Consider the following 16,579-nt stretch of genomic DNA (forward strand, 5'->3'; position numbering starts at 1 on the left):
GCGCGACCGCCAAATTCCTTGACGCCCCTCCAAGCGGTATAGGCATTCTTCACGCACCCCGTCGACATTCCGCACCATCCCCTCAGAGCCATTCCTCGCTCGCCCGCCCCAACCGCGCACCCCTCCCGCCCCAGGCGCATGGCGCACCCCACCCCACGAACACCGGTGCATCACACCTGCCCCTCTCCCATCGCACCGGCGAGGGCCGACGGCGTAGTGTTGCTCGCCGTGCCGCTCCCCCGCCGCGGCACCGGTCCCGCCCGACGGACCCGGCCCGCCCCTCGCGCCGCGAGGAGAGCGTGAGCGCCCAGTCCCGGAGCGTGGACGGCACCGACCACGACCCCCTGCCCTGCAGCGCGCGTCGGAGCCCGGGCGGGACGCACTCTCGCAGAACGGATCACCCCGTGACCTCCCCTGATTTTGCGCGCCTCGGCGTGCCCGCACGCCTGGTCGAGGCGCTCGCCCCGCTGGGCATCACCCACCCCACTCCAATCCAGGCGGCGACACTGCCGGATTCCCTCGCCGGCCGGGATGTGCTGGGCCGTGGCCGCACCGGTTCCGGCAAGACCTACGCGTTCCTGCTGCCGCTCATGGCGCGCCTGCTGGAGCAGCCGCGTCGGCGCCAGGCCCGTCGGCCCCGCTCCCTGGTGCTCGCCCCGACCCGGGAGCTCGCCGCGCAGATCGATGACTCGCTGCGCCCCCTCACCCGCGCCACGGGGCTGAAGAGCACCGTGGTGTTCGGCGGTGTGGGGCAGAACCCGCAGGTGAACGCCCTTGCGGGCGGAGTGGATGTGCTCATCGCCTGCCCGGGGCGTCTGCTGGACCTCATGGGACAGGGACATGCGGACCTCTCAGCCATCGAGATCACCGTGATCGACGAGGCTGACCACATGGCCGATATGGGCTTTCTGCCGATGGTGCGGCGGATTCTCGATAAGACCCCGGAGCGAGGCCAGCGGATGCTGTTCTCCGCGACGCTCGACGCGGGGGTGGACACGCTCGTCAAGCGCTACCTGCATCGTCCCGTGACGCACAGCGCGGACCCGGCGACGAGCCCCGTCGGCACCATGGAGCATCACGTGCTGGAGGTCGCCAAGGAGAACCGCTTCGATGTGCTGCGCGACCTCGCGGCCGCGCCCGGGCGGACCATCATGTTCACCCGCACCAAGTACGGGGCGAAGAACCTGGCCCGTCGACTCGCGGCGCGGGGTGTGGATGCGGTGGATCTGCATGGGAATCTCTCGCAGAACGCCCGCACCCGCAACCTCGAGGCCTTCGGCTCCGGCAGTGCGACGACGCTGGTGTGCACCGACATCGCGGCGCGCGGCATCCATGTGGATGAGGTGGCGCTCGTGGTGCACGCCGATCCGCCGATGGAACACAAGGCCTATCTGCACCGCAGCGGCCGGACCGCACGGGCCGGTGAGTCCGGCACCGTGATCACGGTGCAGACCCCCGAGCAGAAGCGGGACGTGGATGACCTCATGCGCAAGGCCCGCATCACCCCGACGAGGCATGCGGGCGTGACCGCGAACAGCGCCGTGCTGGGCGAGCTGGCGCCGGGCGAGCGGATCGCCACCCATGAGCCGGCCGCCCCGGAGGCGCCGCTGGATGAGAGGCGGCTGCAGGGCACCCAGCGCGGTGGTCGCGGGGGCGGACGCGGCGGGCAGGATCGCGGTGGACGCGGCCGACAGGGCGGTGGCGGGCGCGGTGGCCGCGGCCGACAGAACGGCGGCGGTCGTTCCAGCCAGGGCCGGGGTCAGAACCGCGAGGGCAGCAGCCGCACGTCCGGGCGCGAGGGCCAGGATCGGGGCCAGCGCCGCGGCGAGGCGTCACGCACGCGCAGCGCGCGCAGCTCGCGAAGCTCGACGTCGACCGCGCGGTCCGGCGCGGGTCTCGCGGCGTTCTCCGCTCGACGGGGGCGCTGAGCCCCGGGGCTCGTATCCCGCGCGTGACCGATAGCCGCGCGTGGCCCGCAGCGAGCCCCACCCCGCCGTTTCGTCCCTTGCGAAACTGTCGAACATCGACCAGACTTTCCCGCCGTGACCACTCCCCCGTCGCCGACACCCGAGCATCTCGCGCCCGCCGCATACCCGGTGGCCTCCGACGAGCCCACTGAACCCGCTGAGCCCACCGAGCTGCAGCTCGCCGCGGCCGCGAACACCTTCGCGCTGCTGGCAAGCCCCCATCGGCTGCATCTCGTGCAGCTCATGAGCACCGGGCGGTATGACGTCGGCACCCTCGCCGCGCGCGTCGGACTGAGCCTGCCCACCACCAGCCAGCACCTGTCCAAGCTGCGTCTGGCGGGGGTCGCCGCCGCCACCCGGGAGGGCCGGCACACCTATTACACCGTCGAGGATCCTCATCTGCTGGCGCTGGTGGAGCAGATCTTCGCGCACATCGCCCCCGATGGGACGCTCGCCCCGGATGAGCCTCCAAGCCCGAGCACTTCCGCGAAGGAGCCGCGCGCATGACCTCTCCGCGAGCCACCGGCCTGGGTGTGGACCTGCGCCCCTTCGCCTGGCTGTCGATCATCGCCGCAGTCATCACGATCGCGCTGAAGGCGGCGGCGTGGGCGATGACCGGATCCGTCGGCCTGCTGTCCGATGCCGCCGAGTCCACCGTGAACCTCGTCGCCGCGGTGGTGGCGCTGATCGCCCTGACGGTCGCGGCACGGCCCGCCACCGAACGCTTCCTCTACGGCCGGGCGAAGGCCGAGTATTTCTCCGCCGCGGTCGAAGGCATGATGATCTTCGTCGCCGCGGCGTTCATCCTGGTCACCTCCGTGGAGCGGTTCCTGAATCCGAAGCCGCTGGTGAACCTGGGGATGGGCCTGGTGATCCTGGTTGTCGCCTCGGTGGTCAACGGCGCGGTCGCGCTGGTGCTCCTGCGCGCCGGGAAACGCCACGGTTCGGTCACGCTGCGGGCCGACGGCAAGCACCTCATGACCGACGTGATCACGAGCGCAGGCGTGCTGGCCGGCGTCGGGCTCGTCGCACTCACCGGCTGGGAGCGGCTAGATCCGCTGATCGCCTTCGCCGTGGGCGTGAACATCATCATCACCGGCACCTCCCTGCTGGCCGAGTCGATCTCCGGACTGCTGGACAAGGCTCTGCCGGAGGAGGACCACGCGGTGATCACCGAGGTGCTGCGGCGCCGCACCGACGGCACCGTCACCTTCCACGGCCTGCTCACCCGCGAGGCCGGCCAGCAGAAGTTCATGACCGTGCACGTGCTGGTGCCCGATGAGTGGACCGTCAAGCAGGGCCACGACTACATCGAGGATCTCGAGGAGGAGCTGCACGAGGCGCTGCCGGGCCTGACCGTGCTCACGCACCTGGAGCCGATCAGCGACCCCGCCTCCTACGAGGACATCCCCGCCCAGCAGGTCCGGATCCACGGGGATGACCATGACCCGACCCGCCCGCCGCAGGAGCAGGCGGGCTGAAGCGGTCGACCGGGAATGAGATCAGCCGATGATCGACCGGCGACGCCTGCGCACCACCCTCATCGTCGTAGCCCTGCTGGACCTCGCGTATTTCACGGTGGAGGCCGCGGTGGCGCTGGCCACCAGCCTGCTGGAGGAGCACGGGATCCGCCCGCCCCTGCACGTGGCCGCGCTGCGCCTGGCCGGGGCGGCGCCGACGGCCGCGCAACGGCCCCAGCGCGCCGAGGACATGCGGCTCACCGAGGAGCAGTGCGAGGCGGTGCGCAGCTGGAGCGCCCAGGACCTCGACCCGGCCACCACCCCGTCGGTCCGCGCCGAGGCACCTGCCCTGGAGCTGCGGGAGGTGGCCTGCCGGGTGCCCGTCGGCCCCGAGGAGCACCGGGAGATCCTCCACCCCACCTCGGTGCGGATCATGCCAGGCGAGATGGTGGGGGTGCTCGGTTCCAACGGCGCCGGGAAATCCACGCTCGCCCGCGTGGTGGCCGGGTTCGAGCGGGCGCACAGCGGTCAGGTGCTGCTGGGCGGACAGGATGCGACCACCTGGCCGCTCGCGCAGCGCGGGGAACAGGTCGCCTTCGTGCTCCAGGAGCCTGGGCAGATGATCTCCCGGCCCCTCGTGGCCGAGGAGGTGGCACTGGGCCTTGCCGCCCGGGGCGTGCCCGCGCCGGAGGCGGAGGAACGCTGCCGGGAGGCGCTCGGGGTGTGCGGGTTGCTGCCGCAGCGCTCCTGGCCCGTCTCCGCCCTCTCCCACGGGCAGAAAAACGCCTGACCATCGCCTCCGCGCTGGTGCTCAAGCCGCGGATCCTCATCCTCGACGAGCCGACCGCCGGGCAGGACTTCGCGCACTACACCGAGTTCATGGACCTGCTGCGAACCCTCAACGGCGGCGGCACCACCGTCGTGCTCATCACCCATGACATGCACCTGGCCCTGGAGTACACCGAGCGGGCGCTGGTCATGCACGACGGCAGGATCATCGCCGATGACCACCCGGCCGCGGTGCTCACCGATCCCACGCTGGTCACCCGCGCCGATCTGGTGCTCACGGGCCTGCACACCCTGGCCGAGCGCTGCGGAGCGGCCGATGCGGACCAGCTGGTGCGCCGCTTCATCGCCGCGGATCGCCGGGCACGGGCAGAACGCCGAGCTCGGGAGGATCGCCGCGCGCGGGGGGAGGCGCGTCCATGAGCACACCGCTGCTGGGGTACGTGGACCGTCCCGGGGTGCTGCACGGCCTCTCGGGCACCACCAAGCTGATCGTGGTCCTCGCCGTGATTCTCTCCGCCGTGATCTCCTCCGACCTGCGCCTGCTGACCGGCCTCGCGCTGCTGAGCGCGATCGCGTGGGCGCTGTCGCGGGTGCGGCTCGCTGACCTGAAGGTGGTGCTGAGCTTCATCACCGTGTTCATGGTCCTGAACTCGGTGGCGATCTTCCTGTTCGCCCCCGGGTACGGCGAGGAGCTGTTCGCCAGCCGGCACCTGCTGTGGGACGGGCCCTGGCACTGGGATCTCACCGCCGAGCAGCTTGTCTATCAGGCCGGGGTGGCGATGAAGTACCTCGCCGTGCTGCCCGGCGTGCTGCTGTTCATCACCACCACCCGTCCGCCCGAGTTCGCCTCCTCGCTCGCGCGAATCGGGGTGCCGTACCGCTTCGCCTACGCCGTCTCCCTCGCCCTGCGGTACATCCCCGACATCCAGCGCGAGTACCGCATCATCTCCTCCGCCCAGCAGGCCAGGGGCCTGGACCTCTCCCGGCGCGCCGGCCTGGGGCGGCGCCTGCGGAACCTCGCCGGGGTGCTGCTACCCCTGCTGCTGGGGGCCGTGGAGCGCATCGACCGGGTCTCCGCCGCTATGGAGCTGCGCGGCTTCGGGCGCGGGAGGGGCCGCACCTGGCTCATCACCCGGCCGCTGCGGGGGCGGGACATAGCGGTGATCCTGGGGGCGATCGCCCTGGTGGCGGGGACGGTGGCGATGGTGGCGGTCACCGGGGAGCGGTTCTGGGATCCGTGGGGGTGAGAGGGGCGGGCCTCGCTAGGATCGGGCCATGAGCGCTGCACATGTCCCCCTGTCCCTGCTGGACCTCGTCCCGATCTCCGCGGGGATGAGCACGAAGGACGCGGTGGCCGCCTCGATGCAGGGGGCGCAGGCCGCGGATCGGCTGGGCTACGCGCGCTACTGGTTCGCCGAGCATCACAACACCACCTCCCTCGCCTCGAGCGCGACGAGCCTGCTGATCGACCGTGCCGCCTCACTGACCGAACGGATCCGGGTGGGATCCGGCGGGATCATGCTGCCCAACCATTCGCCGCTCGCGGTGATCGAGCAGTTCGGCACCCTGGTGCAGTTCCACGGGGACCGCATCGACCTGGGGCTGGGGCGGGCGCCCGGCACCGATCAGCTGACGGCGCAGCTGCTGGCCCGCACATCGGCCGAACCCCATGCGTTCATCGCCGCGGTGGAGCAGATGCGGGACTGGTCACGCGAGGTTCCGCAGGGGCAGCTGCCCATCAGCGCGGAGGTGGCGCGGGGCACCGAGGTGCCAATGTGGGTCCTGGGCTCCACCAGCAACGGGGCGCGCCTGGCCGCACAGCTCGGCATGCCCTTCGCGGTCGCCTCCCACTTCGCGCCCTTCCAGTACCTGCAGGCCCTGGAGACCTACCGCAGCCACTTCGATGCCGACGCCCCGGCCGCACAGATCCAGGCGCCGCACACGATGGTGGGGGTGAACCTCGTGATCGCCGAGACCGATGAGCAGGCACAGCGCGAGCTCACCACGTTGCAGCAGATGTTCCTGGGCGTGGTGCAGGGGAAGCGGGAGAAGCTGCAGCCGCCGCGGGAGCTCGACGACGTCCCGCCGCATCTGCTGCAGCAGGTGGATCAGACCCTGTCGATCCGCGCCGTCGGCTCCCCCGCCACGGTGGTCTCCCAACTGGAGGAGATCGTCGCAGCAACCAGGGCCGATGAGCTGATCCTCACCGCATACCACTATGACCCGGCGGTGCGGCTGCGCGGGCTGGAGCTGCTCGCGGAGGCGTGGGGGCTGTGAGCACCGCCGGGTCCCGGCGTGGGCACCGCTCCCTGTTGGGACTCGGCGCGGTCGCGGTGCTCGCGCTCAGCGGCTGCATGCTGCCCGGCACCGACCGCACGCGCGAGCCGGAGCCCGAGTGGGTGGAGGATGCGCAGACCGGGCGTTTCTATCGGCCCGATGATCTGCAGCAGTCCTTCGAGCTGCCGGAGGAGCATCTGCCGCAGCTGAAGGGCTACGCGATCGCGGGAGTGATCGATGGGCGGTTCACGGATCCGACGGAGCGCGCCCCGCTCCCGGCGCCCGATGACCACTGGTGGCAGGCCGTGATGGTGCTGCGGCCGGAGCAGACCGCGCAGCTCGTGGAGCAGACGGGGCCGAAAGCCTCCGATGGCGGCGGGTACACCGGGTCGGAGACGGCCACCGGCGAGGATGAGATGCGCGAGCTGCTGGTGCAGCCGCTCGAGGATCTGCTCGAAGGCTGCGGTGGGCAGTGGGTCAGCGTCGCCGGGGTGCTCAGCGCCGAGGAGGGCTACACCCGTACCGCAGCCGGGGACAACCTCGAGATGGCGCTGCTGTGCGACAGCAGCGGCATGCTCGTCACCTCCGCCCACGACATGTGATCACACCGCGAAGGCGCTTCACGCACCAGCGCCGGGACGCACGCTCGCGGTGAGGGTCGCGTGGTCGCTCGCGGGGCGGCCGCCGTCCTCGGGCAGGCGCGCCGTGTAGGACTCGACGTCCAGGCCGCGGGTGAGGATCCAGTCGATCCGCTCGCCGCCCTCGTGCGCCGGCCCGTAATCCGGGAAGGTGCCGAGGTCTGCGCCCGTCTTCTCTGCAGCGCTGTCGCGGGCATCGGCGAATCCGGCCTCGATCAGCACCTGCCAGGCGCGATCGATCCCGGCGGCGGCGTTGAAATCGCCCATGAGCAGGATCGGTGCCCCATCGGCCGCGGCGGTGAGACGTTCGGCCAGCAGCTGGGCGCCCTGCTCCCGGGCGACCTGCCCGGCATGATCGAGGTGGGTGACGGCGAGGAGCAGCTCCGCGCCGCTCGCACGGTCACGCACCCGGGCGTAGACGCAGATGCGCTCGCAGTGCGCATCCCAGCCGCGCGAGCCAATCAGCCGCGGCTGCTCGGAGAGCCAGAACTGGTCCCACGCGAGGATCTCCAGGCGGTCGCGGCGCAGGTACAGCAGGTTGTGCTCGCCGTGGCTGCCGCCCTCACGGCCCATGCCGAGCCGCTCATGCGTTCCGGCCAGCACCTCGTCGAGCACCGGGATCTGCGCGGCGAGGACCTCCTGGGTCCCCACCACGTCGGCGTCCTCGCGCCGCAGGATCGCCTGCAGCACGGGGGCGCGCTCGGGCCAGTGATCCGCCTGGCCGGGCCGGGTCTCCGGGCGGGCCAGGCGGATGTTCTGGGTGAGGACGCGCAGGGGCGGGGCAAGAGGATCATCGCTCATGGGACCATCCTCGCGCATGCGGCCCCCGCCCCGGGCGTCACATCTGGCCGAGCAGCTGCGGCAGGAACAGCGAGATCTGCGGCACCAACACCACCAGCAGCAGACCCAGCAGCAGCACGGCGAAGAACGGCAGCATCTTCATGATCACCGGCTCGGGCCGCACCCCGCCCACCTTCGAGGCGACGAACAGGATGTTGCCCACCGGCGGGGTGATCGTGCCCAGCGACAGGTTGAAGGTGATCATCATGCCGAAGTGGATCGGGTCCACCCCGAGCTCCATCGCGATCGGCAGGAAGATCGGCGTGAAGATGAGGATCGCGGGCGTGGGGTCCATGAAGGAGCCCACCACCAGCAGGATCACCATCATCATGAGCAGCACGACGAGCGGTGATGAGGCCAGGCCCAGCATCGCGTCGGAGATCGTCTGCGGGATGGTCGCGTAACTCAGCACCCAGGACAGGGCCGAGGACACCGCCACCAGCAGCATCACCACCGCCGTGGTGCGCGCGGCATCCAGCACCACGCCCGGCAGGTTCCGCCAGGTGAGGTTGCGGTAGATCAGGCCGAGGACGAGCGCGTACGCGACCGCGATCACCGCGGACTCGGTGGCGGTGAAGATGCCCGCCAGCAGACCGCCGACCACCACGACGATCATGAGGATCGCCGGCACCGCGCGCAGCAGCGTCAGAAGCGCCACCTTGAGCGGGACCCGTTCGGTCGCACCGCGCATCGTCGGGTTGCGCCGGGCCAGGATCGCGACCAGCACCACGCAGGCCAGCACCCACACCAGGCCCGGCCCGTAGCCGGCCACGAACAGGGTGGCCACCGACGTGGAGGACACGAGCGAGTACACGATCAGGGTGTTCGAGGGCGGGATCAGCATCCCGGAGGGGGCGGAGGCCGCGTTCACGGCCGCCGACAGCGCCGGGTCATAGCCCTCGCGTCGCTCGCGCGGCCCGAGGATCGACCCCATCGCCGCGGCCGAGGCCACGCCCGCGCCCGAGACCGAGCCGAACAGGGCGTTCGCCACGACGTTCGTCTGCGCCAGAGAGCCGGGCATGCGGCCCACGAGCACCTGCGCGGCGTCGATGAGCCGGGCGGCGATGCCGCCGGTGTTCATCAGACTGCCCGCGAGCACGAAGAACGGGATGGCCAGCAGGGTGAAGGAGCTGGCGCCGGTGAACATCCGCTGGGAGGCGACGAACACGGCCTGCTCGGGGCCGACGACGGCGGCGAGCGCCACGATGGACGGCAGGCCGATCGCGATGCCGATCGGGGCGCCGATGCCAATGAGCAGCAGCACCCCCACCACGAGGATGGTGCCGGACAGCAGTGCGGGATCCATGTCAGTGCTCCTGTCCGTCGGCCGTGCGGGTGCCCGCGGGGGACGCGACGGTCACCGCCGCCGGGGCATCGTCATCGGCCCGGTCGAGATCGTCTCCGCGCAGCAGCTGGATGAGGTCCCCGATCGCGAAGACCACGATCAGAACGCCCGCCACGGGCAGCGCGGTGTACATCTGCCCGACGGTCACCGGCAGGCCCGTGATCGCCTGATCCCAGGAGATGCCCATGCCGCGGATCCCGCCCCACACCAGGCCGAGCGTCGCGAAGGCGAGCACGGCGAGGGTGACCAGGATCTGGGCGATACGGCGCAGCGGGGCCGGGAGCAGCCCGGCGAAGAAGTCGACCGCCACATGGCCGCGCTCGCCGAACACCATGGCCACTGAGAACAGAACCAGCCAGATGAAGAGGTACTGCGCCACGGTGGTGGTCCAGCCGCTCGGCGAGTTGAGCAGCTGACGGGTGATCACCTGCCACATCACCACCAGCACGAGCGTGGTGAACAGCGCAATGCTGATGACTCGCAGGGCCTGCAGGGCCCGAGTCCGGAACATGTTCATCCCTCTCCTCCGTCCGATGCTGCAGCGCTGTTCGTCTCGACCGCCCGGATCGCCTCGTACAGGGCTTCGTCCTCCGCGGAGTCCAGGAAGGACCGACCCGCTTCGAGCACGAGCGGCGCGAAGGCATCGTCGTCCGGATCTGTGATGGTGACGCCCGCGTCCTCCATCTGCGCGATGCTCGAGGCGGTCTCCTCCTCCCACAGGCGCACGAACTCCTCCTGCGCCGCGGTGAAGCTCGTCGCGAAGGCCTCCTGGTCCGCGGGATCCATGCCGTGGATGCGGTCCACGTTCGCCATCACGTAGTCCAGACCCACCAGGTGATTGGTGAGCGTGAAGTACGGGGCGATCTCGTAGTGCCGCTGGGTCACGTAGCTGACCTCGTTGTTCTCCGCGCCGTTGAGCACTCCGGCCTGCAGGGCGGTGTACACCTCGCCGTAGGCCATCGGGGTGGGTGAGCCACCGAGGGCGCGGGTGAGCTCCATGAAGACATCGGATTCCTGCACACGGATGCGCAGGCCGGCGAGATCATCGGGCCCCTCGATCGGGCCGCGGTCGGTGTACACGTGGCGTGCCCCCTGGGTGAAGCCGCCCAGCACCCGCAGGCGGTGGCTCGGTTCGAGGGAGGAGAACAGCTCGCCCACCAGGGAGTCTTCGTTCAGCACGGCCATCTGGTGGTCGATGTCCCGGAACGCTCCGGGCAGGTTGAGGGGCCGGAATGCCCGGGAGAGGTTCTCCACCTGGGGCGCGGAGATGACCGCGATGTCCACGGACCCGTCGGAGACCAGCTGGACCACTTCCTGCTGCGCGCCGAGCGCCTCATTGGCGTAGATGCGCGCGCCCCAGCGTCCCTCGGTAGACTCCACCAGCTTCTCGCCGAAGAAGGTGAGGGCCAGGTAGCTGGGGTGGGTCTCCGTCTGGTTCAGGGAGATGGACAGGATGTTCTCCGCCGCGGTGGCGGCCTCGCTGCCGGTGCAGCCGGCCAGGGCGACAGAGCCCAGCCCCAGGGCCGGGATGCCGGCCAGCAGTGCGCGCCGGGTCAGACGGGTGCCGTCACGGGGGCGGAGGATGCGCGGGGGTGCGCTGGACATCGATCATGACCTCCTTGTCATGCAGGTGATCGCGCGAGCCTAAGGGGGTTGCGGTGCGCTGTAGTCCATCGCACCTCGCGCACCCTGGCGAGGATTTGCAGCAGGTTGCCCGCTTCCCGCTCCTGTCCCGGGCGTCTCAACTCACCCCTTACCCCGGAGTACCGCGGGTCCGACACCGCATAGCGCGCTGACACCCGCACTACGCCGAGGCAGGTGGTGGTGCGGGGGCCGCAGCCTGCGCTCCCTCAAGCACGTCGAAGCCCCGGCACCCTCCTGGGGTGCCGGGGCTCCGGGTGATCGGCTGAGGCCGATGGGATCAGCGGGGCTGATCAGGGCACGGGATCGTCCCGCGCGGCCTGATCACATCATGCCGCCCATGCCTCCCATGCCGCCCATCTCGTCGGCCCCGCCACCGGCCTTGACCGGCTCCGGCTTGTCGGCCACGACCGCCTCGGTGGTCAGGAACAGGCCCGCGATGGACGCCGCGTTCTGCAGCGCGGAGCGGGTGACCTTCACCGGGTCGATGATGCCGGCGGCCAGCAGGTCCTCGTACTCGCCGGTCGCGGCGTTCAGGCCCTGGCCCACGGGCAGGGACTTGACCTTCTCCGCGATGACGCCGCCCTCGAGGCCGGCGTTGACGGCGATCTGCTTGAGCGGAGCCTCAATGGCGACCTTGACGATGTTGCCGCCGGTGGCCTCGTCACCCTCCAGGGTGAGCGCACCGAAGGTGTCCTTGCCGGCCTGCAGCAGCGCGACGCCGCCACCGGCGACGACGCCCTCCTCCACGGCGGCCTTGGCGTTGCGCACGGCGTCCTCGATGCGGTGCTTGCGCTCCTTGAGCTCCACCTCGGTGGCGGCGCCGGCCTTGATGACGGCCACGCCGCCGGCCAGCTTCGCGAGGCGCTCCTGGAGCTTCTCGCGGTCGTAGTCCGAGTCGGAGTTCTCGATCTCGGCGCGGATCTGGGCCACGCGGCCGTTGATGCGATCCGCATCCCCGGCGCCCTCGACGATGGTGGTCTCGTCCTTGGTGACGACGACCTTGCGGGCCTGGCCCAGCTGCTCGAGGCCGGCGGTCTCCAGCTTGAGACCCACCTCCTCGGCGATGACCTGGCCGCCGGTGAGGATGGCCATGTCCTCCAGCATCGCCTTGCGGCGGTCGCCGAAGCCGGGGGCCTTGACGGCCACGGACTTGAAGGAGCCCTTGAGCTTGTTCAGCACCAGCACCGCGAGAGCCTCGCCCTCGACGTCCTCGGCGATGATGAACAGCGGCTTGCCGGACTGGATGACCTTCTCCAGCAGCGGCAGCAGGTCCTTGACGGTGGAGATCTTCGAGCTCAGCAGCAGGACGTAGGGGTCCTCGAGCACGGCCTCCTGACGCTCGGCGTCGGTGACGAAGTACGGCGAGATGTAGCCCTTGTCGAAGCGCATGCCCTCGGTGAGCTCGAGCTCGAGGCCCATGGTGTTGGACTCCTCGACCGTGATCACGCCCTCCTTGCCGACCTTGTCGAGGGCCTCAGCGATGAGCTCGCCGATGGCCGGGTCCGCGGCGGAGATGGCGGCGGTGGAGGCGATCTGCTCCTTGGTCTCGATCTCCTTGGCCTGCTTGAGCAGGGTCTCGGAGACGGCGGCCACGGCCTTGTCGATGCCGCGCTTGAGCGCGATCGGGTTGGCGCCGGCGGCGACGTTGCGCAGGCCCTCCTTGACCAGGGCCTGGGCCAGGACGGTGGCGGTGGTGGTGCCGTCGCCCGCGATGTCGTCGGTCTTCTTGGCGACCTCCTTCACCAGCTCGGCGCCGATCTTTTCGTAGGGATCGTCGAGTTCGATCTCCTTGGCGATCGACACGCCGTCGTTGGTGATGGTGGGGGCGCCCCAGGACTTCTCGAGCACGACGTTGCGGCCCTTGGGGCCGAGGGTGACCTTGACGGCGTCGGCGAGCTGGTTCATACCCCGCTCGAGGCCGCGCCGGGCCTCCTCGTCGTAAGAGATGAGCTTGGCCATTGTGGAATCTCTCCCGTGTGGTGTGTGTCCACCCGACCCAGTGCCCGCGACGGACGAGGACCCGCGCCGTGTTCATGTCCCACGGCGCGCGCCCCCTCACGGGGCCGGAATGTTCGTGGTCGGCGGGCGGGGGCGACGACGCCGACGGGCGCTGTCACTCTCGATCGCCGAGTGCCAGATCATCATAAGCACTCCCCCGCCGAGAGTGCTAATGGCGGGGGTCAGCCCTCGCCGCCGCCGACCTCCTCGGGCGTCTGCACGGCGATGAAGGTGATGGGGCTGTCGTACTCGTCGCTCTGGCGGGCCTCCCCGGCGCCCACCTCATCGGCGAGCGCCTGCGCGGTGGCCTGATCCTCGCTGCTGCGGTAGAAGACGACGGACTGCTCCTGGCGGTTGTCGGCGGTGGCCACCCCGACGTTCTCCCAGCCGCTGCCCTGCAGGGTCTCCTGCCACGAGCCGGCCAGCCCGTTGATGCCCGCGGCGTTGACCACGCGCACCGCGACGCTGCGGTCCGGTTCGGGAGCCGGCTCCTCGGACTCCTCCTCGCCATCCTCGCCCTCCGGCTCGGACTCCTCGGCGGTGGTCTCCGCCTGCGTGGTGGGGTCCTGGGCGCGGTCATCGCCGTCGCCGCCCATATTGCCGATGAGGAACAGCAACACCACGAGCATCACGACGGCCGCGCCGATAATGGCGATGTACAGCAGGTTTTCCCGCCAGAACGGCAGCTCGGCCCGATGCGCCCCATGGAAGGAGACGGCATCGGCCTCGTCGTCGAAACGGTCCGGCGGGTAGGGATACTGGGAATCAGCCACGGCCCCATTAAACCCGCTTCACCCGGCGCGGTCGCGGAGCACACGCCCCGATGCGCCGTGCCTCAGGCCACGCGGCCGTCCCGCTGCGGGGCGGTCGCGCCCTCGGCGGTGGTGCGGCGGGCGCGCAGCCGGTTGATGAGCGCCGGGGCCGCCTGCAGGGCGGCGGGATCATCCAGCAGGGTGTTCAGCCGCACGTAGTAGGCGATCTTGGAGATGCCGATCTGTTCGCGGATGGCCCGTTCCTTCGCGCCGACGTACCGGAAGGTGCGTCCTTCGAGCTCGAGGATCTGCCGGTCACGGGCGCTCAGTCCCGGGACGGGCGCGGGGTGGGCGGCGGCGGAATCGGGCATGGATCCACGGTAGCGAGCACATCGGCGCTGATCGCTCCGGCGCGCCGGGCGGGCGCCGGTGGTGCGAGACTGGCCGCATGCCGCGACCGCTGACCGAGATCATCGCCCCCGATTGGGCTGAGGCCCTCGCCCCCGTGGAGGGGAGGCTGCGCGAGCTCGGGGATTTCCTGCGCGCGGAGACCGCCGCCGGCCGCGGGTACCTGCCGGCGGGTGATCAGGTGCTGCGGGCCTTCACCCGGCCGATGTCCGAGGTGCGGGTGCTGATCGTGGGGCAGGATCCCTATCCGACGCCGGGGCATCCGATCGGCCTGTCCTTCGCGGTGGATCGCGCGGTGCGGCCGCTGCCGCGCTCCCTGCAGAACATCTATCGGGAGCTCGAGGCGGATCTGGGCATCCCGCCGGCACCGCATGGAGATCTGAGCGCCTGGCAGGACCAGGGGGTGCTGCTGCTGAACCGGGTGCTCACGGTGCGGCCGGGTACCCCGGCCTCGCATCGGCGGCGTGGCTGGGAGGAGGTCACCGAGCAGGCGCTGCGGGCGCTCGTGCAGCGGGGCGGTCCGCTCGTGGCGCTGCTGTGGGGGGCCGATGCTCGCTCTCTGGTGCCGCTGCTGGGCGAGGTGCCGCATGTGGCGAGCCCGCATCCCAGCCCGCTGTCGGCCTCGCGCGGGTTCTTCGGTTCGCGGCCGTTCTCGCGGGTCAACGAGCTGCTGGCCGCGCAGGGGGCGCCCGCCGTGGACTGGCGCGTGCAGCGCTGAGATCAGCGGCGGGCGGCGGCCGATGGTCGGTGGGTCCGCGCGCCGCTCAGATCTTCCAGCTCCAGCTCTCCAGGATGCCGAGCAGGTCGGGGTCTTGATCGACGTTCTCGCCGAACGCCTCGATGGCCACCTGCACCACTTTGCCGTCCACATCCGTGCAGTACATCGTCGACATCGCGGGCTCGCCCTGGTACGTGCCGATGACCATGATCGTGGACCCCTCCCGACCGCCGAGGGTCCCGGTATCCACCTCGGACTTCTGATCCACGCTGTCCCACAGGGGACCGGCCCAGATGAGCGCGACCTCGCATTCGGTCTTCGCGTCGGCCCCATTGCTGAAGTGGTAGATCTTGACCTCTCGACGGGGCAGCGACCCTACCGTCTGTGTATCGGTCAGCCGCACCTCGCCACCGAGGCTCGTGAAGTCCTCGTCGTCGCTGGTGTCGGTGAATCCGGCGGGATAGGTGAGCGAGAACAGGTCATGGTCGATCGTGCCGCCGTCGCCGACGGGTTCCTCCTCGGGGCTCTGCCCGGGATCCTCCTCCGGGCTCTCACCGGGATCCTCTTCGGGGCTCTGGCCCGGGTCCTCCTCGGGCGACTCGCCCGGGTCCTCCTCCGGGCTCTCACCGGGATCCTCCTCGGGGCTCTCGCCCGGATCTTCCTCCGGCTCCTCCTGGCCGACGGCGCCACTGCCGCCCTGGTCGTCGCGCAGCAGGAAGTAGGCGGCGCCGCCGCCGAGACCCAGCACGCCGAGGATCAGGGCCAGGGCCAGACAGCCGAGCGCCAGCCACAGCCCGGTGCGGGAACTGCCCTGCGCCAGACGGTTCGGTGGTGGCATCGGGGAGCTCTGCTGCATCGGCGGAAAGCTGTAGTTCTGGCTCATCATGTCCCCTTGCCCCAGTGGTGTCGTCGGTGGCACGTCTGCGTGGTGCGCACCGATGTGGCAGCACTCCCGCCGCTGCAGACAGATTCTACCCGCCCCTGTGCCTCACCTCACAGGGTCAGTTTTTGTGGGGCTGAGCGACGGTGGTCCCGCTCAGCCGTCTATCCACTCTCAGCCGTCTATCCACTGCCAGCTGTCGAGGATCGCCTGCAGTTCGGGGCTCAGCTGCGCGGAGCCATGGGTCGTGGCGACCACCTGCAGCATGTTCGGCCCGATATTGCGGCAGTACATGATGCTGTGGATCGGCTGTCCCTCGAGGGTTCCATCGACCATGTAGGCGGCAATCTCCTGACCACCCAGCTGAGCGCCGTCCACTTTTTCGGGCATCTCGTGCTCATCCCACCACATCGGGGTGAATTTGATCTGCTCTGCGCAGGACGCATCGGCGGCCGTGGTGGAGGTGTACTTATAGATCTTCAGCGCATTCGGGGACACATCCTCCAGCTCGTCCCCCGGGCGCTCATCGGCGAGCGCGAGAATTCCACCGATCTTGGTGAACATGGAATCCGTGCTGAGATCCACCCAGCTCTTGGGATAGTCGATCCGGAAGTCGTCACCCTCGAACGTGGTCAGCTCCACCTCGGGTACGGGCTCCACGGACTCTCCGGTGCCGCCGCTGCCGCTGTTCCCATCACGGGTGGCGAGATAGACCACTCCCCCCAGCACCGCGACCGTGCCGATGACCACCGCCAGCAGGGCGCACCCCAGTGCGATCGACCAGCCCGCGCGCGAACGCTGCGGCGGTGCCTGCCCCAGCTCGGGCGCGCGCCCCCAGTGCTCCTGCGACTCTCCCATCAGCG

18 protein-coding genes are annotated in these 16,579 nt (G+C 70.4%); 9 read left to right on the plus strand and 9 right to left on the minus strand.

Annotation, left to right across the window (positions count from 1 at the left end; genetic code table 11):
* The first annotated feature begins 404 nt into the window (after window positions 1-404).
* The 8 genes from CJ197_RS07655 to CJ197_RS07685 all read left to right on the plus strand — a co-directional run bounded on the left by CJ197_RS07655 (window position 405) and on the right by CJ197_RS07685 (window position 7,095).
* Window positions 405-1,928, plus strand: coding sequence for a DEAD/DEAH box helicase (locus CJ197_RS07655; RefSeq protein WP_102236148.1), 1,524 nt, complete (start codon window positions 405-407; stop codon window positions 1,926-1,928).
* 114 nt (window positions 1,929-2,042) lie between these two features.
* Window positions 2,043-2,474, plus strand: a complete 432-nt coding sequence (locus CJ197_RS07660) for an ArsR/SmtB family transcription factor (RefSeq protein WP_369801507.1) — start codon at window positions 2,043-2,045, stop codon at window positions 2,472-2,474.
* Window positions 2,471-3,448, plus strand: a complete 978-nt coding sequence (locus tag CJ197_RS07665) for a cation diffusion facilitator family transporter (RefSeq protein WP_102236150.1) — start codon at window positions 2,471-2,473, stop codon at window positions 3,446-3,448. Before CJ197_RS07660 ends, CJ197_RS07665 begins: the two co-directional genes overlap by 4 nt.
* 28 nt (window positions 3,449-3,476) lie before the next feature.
* Entirely contained in the window at window positions 3,477-4,217 is a 741-nt protein-coding gene (locus CJ197_RS15555; protein WP_233190731.1) for a DUF3744 domain-containing protein, read from the plus strand.
* A gap of 17 nt (window positions 4,218-4,234) precedes the next feature.
* Entirely contained in the window at window positions 4,235-4,636 is a 402-nt protein-coding gene (locus tag CJ197_RS15560; RefSeq protein ID WP_233190733.1) for a hypothetical protein, read from the plus strand.
* Window positions 4,633-5,463, plus strand: coding sequence for an energy-coupling factor transporter transmembrane protein EcfT (locus CJ197_RS07675; protein ID WP_102236151.1), 831 nt, complete (start codon window positions 4,633-4,635; stop codon window positions 5,461-5,463). The genes CJ197_RS15560 and CJ197_RS07675 overlap by 4 nt, the downstream gene beginning before the upstream one ends.
* Before the next feature lie 28 nt (window positions 5,464-5,491).
* Complete coding sequence (locus CJ197_RS07680; RefSeq protein WP_102236152.1) at window positions 5,492-6,493, plus strand: LLM class flavin-dependent oxidoreductase; 1,002 nt, start codon at window positions 5,492-5,494, stop codon at window positions 6,491-6,493.
* Window positions 6,490-7,095 carry a hypothetical protein gene (locus CJ197_RS07685; protein WP_102236153.1) on the plus strand — a complete coding sequence of 202 codons (606 nt, stop codon included), beginning with the start codon at window positions 6,490-6,492 and terminating at the stop codon, window positions 7,093-7,095. Before CJ197_RS07680 ends, CJ197_RS07685 begins: the two co-directional genes overlap by 4 nt.
* An 18-nt stretch (window positions 7,096-7,113) precedes the next feature.
* Here the strand turns inward: CJ197_RS07685 and CJ197_RS07690 are convergent, their stop codons facing one another.
* The 7 genes from CJ197_RS07690 to CJ197_RS07720 all read right to left on the minus strand — a co-directional run bounded on the left by CJ197_RS07690 (window position 7,114) and on the right by CJ197_RS07720 (window position 14,081).
* Complete coding sequence (locus tag CJ197_RS07690; protein ID WP_102236154.1) at window positions 7,114-7,932, minus strand: endonuclease/exonuclease/phosphatase family protein; 819 nt, start codon at window positions 7,930-7,932, stop codon at window positions 7,114-7,116.
* Window positions 7,933-7,969: 37 nt separating this feature from the next.
* A complete protein-coding gene (locus CJ197_RS07695; protein ID WP_102236155.1) occupies window positions 7,970-9,277 on the minus strand; it encodes a TRAP transporter large permease in 1,308 nt (435 codons plus the stop codon).
* Window position 9,278: 1 nt separating this feature from the next.
* Entirely contained in the window at window positions 9,279-9,833 is a 555-nt protein-coding gene (locus CJ197_RS07700; protein WP_102236156.1) for a TRAP transporter small permease, read from the minus strand.
* A complete protein-coding gene (locus tag CJ197_RS07705) occupies window positions 9,830-10,921 on the minus strand; it encodes a TRAP transporter substrate-binding protein (RefSeq protein ID WP_102236157.1) in 1,092 nt (363 codons plus the stop codon). Before CJ197_RS07705 ends, CJ197_RS07700 begins: the two co-directional genes overlap by 4 nt.
* 360 nt (window positions 10,922-11,281) lie before the next feature.
* The gene (gene groL, locus CJ197_RS07710; protein WP_102236158.1) at window positions 11,282-12,919 is read right to left on the minus strand and encodes a chaperonin GroEL; all 1,638 of its coding nucleotides are present in this window, start codon (window positions 12,917-12,919) and stop codon (window positions 11,282-11,284) included.
* A 221-nt stretch (window positions 12,920-13,140) separates the two neighbouring features.
* Window positions 13,141-13,731 carry a LytR C-terminal domain-containing protein gene (locus CJ197_RS07715; RefSeq protein WP_102236159.1) on the minus strand — a complete coding sequence of 197 codons (591 nt, stop codon included), beginning with the start codon at window positions 13,729-13,731 and terminating at the stop codon, window positions 13,141-13,143.
* Between the two features lie 62 nt (window positions 13,732-13,793).
* Complete coding sequence (locus CJ197_RS07720; RefSeq protein WP_102236160.1) at window positions 13,794-14,081, minus strand: DUF3263 domain-containing protein; 288 nt, start codon at window positions 14,079-14,081, stop codon at window positions 13,794-13,796.
* Window positions 14,082-14,158: 77 nt separating this feature from the next.
* Between CJ197_RS07720 and CJ197_RS07725 the strand changes: the two genes are divergently transcribed.
* On the plus strand, window positions 14,159-14,836 hold the full coding sequence (locus CJ197_RS07725; RefSeq protein ID WP_102236161.1) for a uracil-DNA glycosylase: 678 nt from the start codon (window positions 14,159-14,161) through the stop codon (window positions 14,834-14,836).
* Window positions 14,837-14,882: 46 nt separating this feature from the next.
* On the opposite strand, the gene CJ197_RS07730 is transcribed toward CJ197_RS07725, so the two are convergent.
* Window positions 14,883-15,719: a hypothetical protein gene (locus CJ197_RS07730; protein WP_102236162.1), complete on the minus strand. Its 837-nt coding sequence runs from the start codon at window positions 15,717-15,719 to the stop codon at window positions 14,883-14,885.
* Between the two features lie 171 nt (window positions 15,720-15,890).
* A complete protein-coding gene (locus CJ197_RS07735) occupies window positions 15,891-16,574 on the minus strand; it encodes a hypothetical protein (RefSeq protein ID WP_102236163.1) in 684 nt (227 codons plus the stop codon).
* Window positions 16,575-16,579: the final 5 nt, after the last annotated feature.

The organism is Brachybacterium sp. UMB0905 (genome assembly GCF_002871795.1).
In the GTDB taxonomy this organism is placed as follows: domain Bacteria; phylum Actinomycetota; class Actinomycetes; order Actinomycetales; family Dermabacteraceae; genus Brachybacterium.